Source organism: Aster yellows witches'-broom phytoplasma AYWB, from assembly GCF_000012225.1.
Lineage (GTDB): Bacteria > Bacillota_I > Bacilli_A > Acholeplasmatales > Acholeplasmataceae > Phytoplasma.
Map to the genome: position 1 here is coordinate 1 of NC_007717.1, position 3,972 is coordinate 3,972.

At 25.6% G+C, this 3,972-nt stretch carries 5 protein-coding genes; all 5 read left to right on the plus strand.

Annotation, left to right across the window (positions count from 1 at the left end; translation table 11 throughout):
- The gene (locus AYWB_RS03290; RefSeq protein WP_011412950.1) at positions 1-1,119 is read left to right on the plus strand and encodes a hypothetical protein; all 1,119 of its coding nucleotides are present in this window, start codon (positions 1-3) and stop codon (positions 1,117-1,119) included.
- Between the two features lie 909 nt (positions 1,120-2,028).
- A complete protein-coding gene (locus tag AYWB_RS03295) occupies positions 2,029-2,499 on the plus strand; it encodes a hypothetical protein (RefSeq protein WP_011412951.1) in 471 nt (156 codons plus the stop codon).
- A gap of 3 nt (positions 2,500-2,502) precedes the next feature.
- Complete coding sequence (locus AYWB_RS03300; protein WP_011412952.1) at positions 2,503-2,988, plus strand: DUF2963 domain-containing protein; 486 nt, start codon at positions 2,503-2,505, stop codon at positions 2,986-2,988.
- 2 nt (positions 2,989-2,990) lie between these two features.
- Positions 2,991-3,584 (plus strand): hypothetical protein, encoded by a 594-nt coding sequence (locus AYWB_RS03305; protein WP_011412953.1) that lies wholly within the window; start codon positions 2,991-2,993, stop codon positions 3,582-3,584.
- 23 nt (positions 3,585-3,607) lie between these two features.
- Positions 3,608-3,922 carry a single-stranded DNA-binding protein gene (locus AYWB_RS03310; RefSeq protein ID WP_011412954.1) on the plus strand — a complete coding sequence of 105 codons (315 nt, stop codon included), beginning with the start codon at positions 3,608-3,610 and terminating at the stop codon, positions 3,920-3,922.
- Positions 3,923-3,972 lie beyond the last annotated feature (50 nt).

Sequence of the window (3,972 nt, forward strand, 5' to 3'; positions counted from 1 at the left end):
ATGAAAAAAACTAAGTTTAGATTAAATACTAAAGATTTTTTTATGACTTATTCACAGTGTGATTTGGGTAAAGAAAAAATCTATCATCATATTAAACAATTAATGGCTTCTAAAAACCAAGAAATTAATTATTTATCAGTTTGTTTAGAAAACCATGCAGATAATAATGGCGTTCATTCTCATGTATTTTTACAATTAAAAAAACGTTATCAAGTTGTAAATAATAGATTCTTTGACATTGATGGTAAACATCCAGAAATTGAAAGAGCACGCACCGTTCAAGGTTCAGTTGATTACGTAAAAAAAGATGGTGACTTCATTGAAGAAGGCACCCCTAAAGATAAAAAATATATTACTAAAAATGAAAATGATAAATTAAAAAAAATAATCTATGATGAAATAGATAGGTTGAAAAATGAATATTATTATGATGATAATTTAACTTTTAATCAAGTTAAAAAAAGTCTTGATGATTTCATATTAAAGACCGACCGTGATTTTTATTATGAAAAAATAGACTTAATTAAAAAAATATTGAATGAACGTTTCACTAAAAAAAAAGAAGAGTTAGAAGATGAAGAAGAATATTCTAAACCTGATTATTCTTTCAATTCATTCAAAACTAACTCTAAAACTAATGAGATAATTGCTGCGATTCAAACACAATTATCAGTGCAATCATTAGGCAAACGACCTAAATCCATTGTGATTGAAGGACCTAGTAGACTCGGTAAAACCGAGTTTATATTAAGTTATCTAACTCACATAAACCTTCACTATAATTATACCAGAGGTGAGTTTAATTTTAGCAAAGAAAACCACAAAAATGCTTATAAAATCAATATTTTTGATGACATAAGTCTTACTAAAATTAGAAAAGAAGGTTTGATAAAAGATATTATAGGTGGTCAAAAAGGATTTACAGTTGATGTAAAATATGCTCCTAAAAGAAATATATCTGGAAAGAAGTTAAATATCTTTTTAGTTAACCCTGATATTTCATTTGAAAATTATTGTGAATGGTCTCGTAATGACGGTCATAAGTTTCATGAATATATAGAAGATAATTGTATTTTCATATATATCCCTGATAAGTTATATGAAGAAATAAATGAATAATTAAATATAAAAATCGTCTCCCGCGGAATGTTAATTTTAATCAATCTATTAATTTTATAATAACCTTTAAACACATTATTTTATATCTATATGACGTTTCAAATGACATTTAATATCTTTTATCTAACGCACATAAATAAAGGTCTAAGATATCTCGCTTAGCGAGCTAGGCGTCCAGCCGATGCATCTTAATTATATTATGATACCCCCTCCTATAAAGTCCCCTTTTGGGGATTTAGGGGTTTTTTTTACATTAAAAATTCGTTAGGTTTTTCCTCAATCGGTTCTATCTAATTTACAGTATATAGTTAAATGTGTGTACCTTTTTTCATTTTTCTTAGGTATTTCCTTGCTTATGTGTGCGCGCTGTAGGATTCCAGCGCAAGCACACATAAGGTTTTTCCTAATGATTTTTTATACACACATTTATACACACATTGCAATGTGTGTACTTTTTTTATCAATGTGTGTACTTTTTCAATTTTAATCCTTTTTTCCCCTCGCGCCTTGCCCGTGAACTATCGGGTAAGGAGTAGCGAGAACGAACCAACCACCTTTGCTGCGTTAGGCAGTAAAGGAGTAGGTTGGAGAGTCAATAATTAAAAAAAACTTGTCGCAGACAAGTTGCATTTTTATTATTATTTTGTTAGATTATATTGTTATACGTTAAGTATTTTTTGATATAATATAAGTGTATTCATCTGACAACAAAAATAATTATTATTTAATTTTAATATCAAATAAATGTTAAAATAATTAATGACTCTATGTATATGTTTGTCAGATGACATATATGTAGGGTCATTTTTGTTTTGTAAAGCTCACATTAAAATATAAAAAAATAGTTATATAAATCCCACTCTCGCAAAGACAAAGATTTATATAACTATCCACGAAAGGATGCATTAAATGCAAAACCTTAATTTAAACATAGACGCATTTATTGATAAAATAAATTACTATGTTACTTATATTATAACATTTTTAAAATATGTTTTTAACAGTATTATTGCAATCAAAAACGTTGATTTCAGTTTATTCAATATACCAAATAGTATAGGAATAATTTGTCATTTTCTTTTTGCTATTTTTTGCATTTTAATCTTTATCACTTTATTAGTTTTTTTAGGTTCTATCTTTAACATTATAAAAACAATAATCAAATGTTTTTTAAAACCATTTAAATTATTATTTAAATTAATTAAATGGATTTTCTCACCTAAATCAGAATTAAAACAACCAATTAAAACTAATAACTTGAATCAATATGATTTAAACAAATTACAAAGAAAGATAAATGATTTAGAATACAAACTTAATTTACAAAAAAGACAAAATGTAATTAAACCATTTGAAAACAAATATCAAAAAAGAGGTTAAATTATGAAAAACAATAATCACAAAAACCCAAAAAATAAAATATTTATCATTTGGGGTTTATTTATTAGTGGAGTTATTCTTGTTTTTTTAATACTTCTTTTATTAGCTATTAATAAACCTCAACCTAAAACTGATACCCAAAATCCACAACATTTAAATTCTAAAATTAATAATCAACAAGAACAACAAACCTATAATGCAATTATTAAAAAAATTGAAAAAGAAGTTGATAAATTAACCCAACAACAAGAACAAACTCCATCACTTAAATATCCTCCCACAATTAATTATTACGGTGGTAATGAAAAAAAGATTCACGATATAGAAGAATACGACCAAGATACAGGTAAAAAAATCAAGGAAACATACTATGACTTTAATGGAATTGTTGGTTATATTGCAAAATATAGCAAAGACACAGGTGATATAATTCAAAAAACTTTTTACAACCCAGACGGAACTGAAAAAAAAGTAAAGCATTTTAATTAATCATGAATAAAAAAAGAAAAATTATATTAAAGATTTGGATTATATTTATATCAATTCTTATTTTAATCCTGTTATTACTTTTAGGTTTAAGATTACCTAAATTATTTAAATCAATTCAAGATAAAAATAAAGTCAAAACCCAATCTCAATATCAAACTCAATATATCCATGATACTAATAAAGTTAATAATATAATTGGATTAATTAATTCTTTAAAACGTTTAAAAACTTTAAAGCAATTAAAACCTCAAACTGAAAAACAAAAAGAAACTCAACCAATAAATAATCTAGATTTCTTTGACCCTAAGGTTCAAAATGATCTTTATCATAAACTTAGTAAAGAATTAGATAAAATACCTCAAATTAAATCCACTTCTAAATTACCTGAAGTTAATCAGCTTCCAGATGAAGCTAAACAAACTGAATATAAATATGTTGTACCAGATTTTAAAGATGAAAAACAAGAACTTAAAGATATAGCAGTTGTAACTTTAACTACTGGTGCGGTTGTAATTACTTGTTCTGTTTTAACTCCTATTTTATCCTCTGTAGGTCCAATAGGAACTATTGCAAGTAAATTAGTTTCAATTGCTTAATTTAAATAGAAAGGAGAAATAAAATGTTAAATAAAGTTCAATTAATTGGAAACATTACCCATGACTTAGAGCCAACACATATTAATACTAATGAGGGTCAAATATCTAAATTAGATTTTCAAATAGCTGTAAATAATAAAGATAAAACTCAATTCATTCCATGTGTTATTTTTAGAAACCAAGCTGAAAACATGAGTATGTATTTACATAAAGGTTCAAAAGTATATTTAGAAGGAACGTTATCAATTGAAAAATATACCAATAACGAAGGCGAAAATAAAACTGCTACTAAAGTAATAGTTCAAAAAGTTATTTTTTTAGATAATAAAGATAAATAAAATAAAGGCCCCTATTTAATTAGGGGCTTTAGATAGAAAGTAGTATATCA